Raw genomic sequence first — 1167 nt, 5'->3', positions numbered from 1 at the left:
AGGGACTGGGGCGCAGCATTTATCCCCAGCTGGATATCTGGAACACCGGGCGCCCCTTGCTGGAAGCCTGGATGCTGGCCGAATACGGCCCCAGCGCCACGCTGAAGAAGCTGCAGAATCGCCTGCCGGAATGGACCGCCCAGCTTCCGGACATGCCCGACCTGCTCCGCGACGGACTGGAAAGCCTGCGCGACCTGCCCTACCAGCAGGACCGCCTGGAAGCCCGTTTCGAACAACAACTGGTGCGCCATCGCCACAAGCTGTTTGCCGGCCTCGCCGGGCTCGGCTGTGCCGGCGCGGCCCTGTGGCTGGCAACGCCCCATTTCAGCTGGCCACTGGCTGCTGGCGCCGTGCTGCTGGTGAGCTGGAGCTGGCGGCGCTAGACTGTGGGCCTGCACAAACACCGTGCTCAATGTTCGTAGGAGCTTGCTTGCAAGCGAACCATCACCCTTCGCCAGCAAGCAGGCTCCTGCATAAAGACCGCTAGTTCGACCACGAAGAATACACAGCCTATGTCAGATATACTCAGCGAGCTGCACCAGGTACTCGAATCGCGCAAGGCGCCGATCCGGATAGCTCCTATGTGGCCAGCCTCTACGCCAAGGGCCTGAACAAGATCCTGGAAAAAGTCGGCGAAGAAGCGGTGGAAACCATTCTTGCGGCCCGGGATGCCGAAGTCAGTGGCGACAACCAGGCACTGATCAGCGAAACCGCCGATCTATGGTTCCACTCCCTGGTGATGTTGGCCAAACTGGGCGAACACCCGGACAAGGTTCTGGCAGAATTGCAACGACGTTTTGGCCTGTCCGGCCATGATGAAAAAGCCGCACGCAGCGGTAACACTAACGCACATTAACGCGGCCCCTACTTTTTCGGAGAGAAAACCATGTTTTCCGGCATCAGCATTTGGCAGTTACTGATTCTTCTGGCCATCGTGGTCCTGTTGTTCGGCACCAAGAAACTGCGCAACATGGGCGGCGATCTGGGCGGCGCGGTGAAAGGCTTCAAGAACGCCATGAAAGATGGCGAAGACGAGCAGGACCAGAAACGTCTGGCTGACGACGAGCAGCCTGATAACGAGCAACAAGCCGGGCAAAAAAGCGAACAGAACAAGGAAAAGGACAAGGCCTGATTCCTGTCGCCTTTTCGGCGACACAGTCCGGACCA

General features: G+C 59.3%; 1 protein-coding gene and 2 pseudogenes. All 3 read left to right on the top strand.

What is annotated here, in order from left to right; genetic code table 11:
- Nucleotides 1-383: pseudogene (locus tag A3754_RS27050) on the top strand (ubiquinone biosynthesis protein UbiB); the annotation flags it as partial.
- 129 nt (nucleotides 384-512) lie between these two features.
- Nucleotides 513-856 (top strand): annotated as a pseudogene (locus A3754_RS02970) (phosphoribosyl-ATP diphosphatase).
- A 30-nt stretch (nucleotides 857-886) separates the two neighbouring features.
- On the top strand, nucleotides 887-1132 hold the full coding sequence (gene tatA, locus A3754_RS02965) for a Sec-independent protein translocase subunit TatA (RefSeq protein ID WP_063518808.1): 246 nt from the start codon (nucleotides 887-889) through the stop codon (nucleotides 1130-1132).
- The last annotated feature ends 35 nt before the right edge of the window (nucleotides 1133-1167 follow it).

It is taken from the genome of Alcanivorax sp. HI0083, assembly GCF_001635175.1.
The sequence above is the reverse complement of the archived record's forward strand: the minus strand, read 5'-3'. Positions and strand labels throughout refer to the sequence as shown.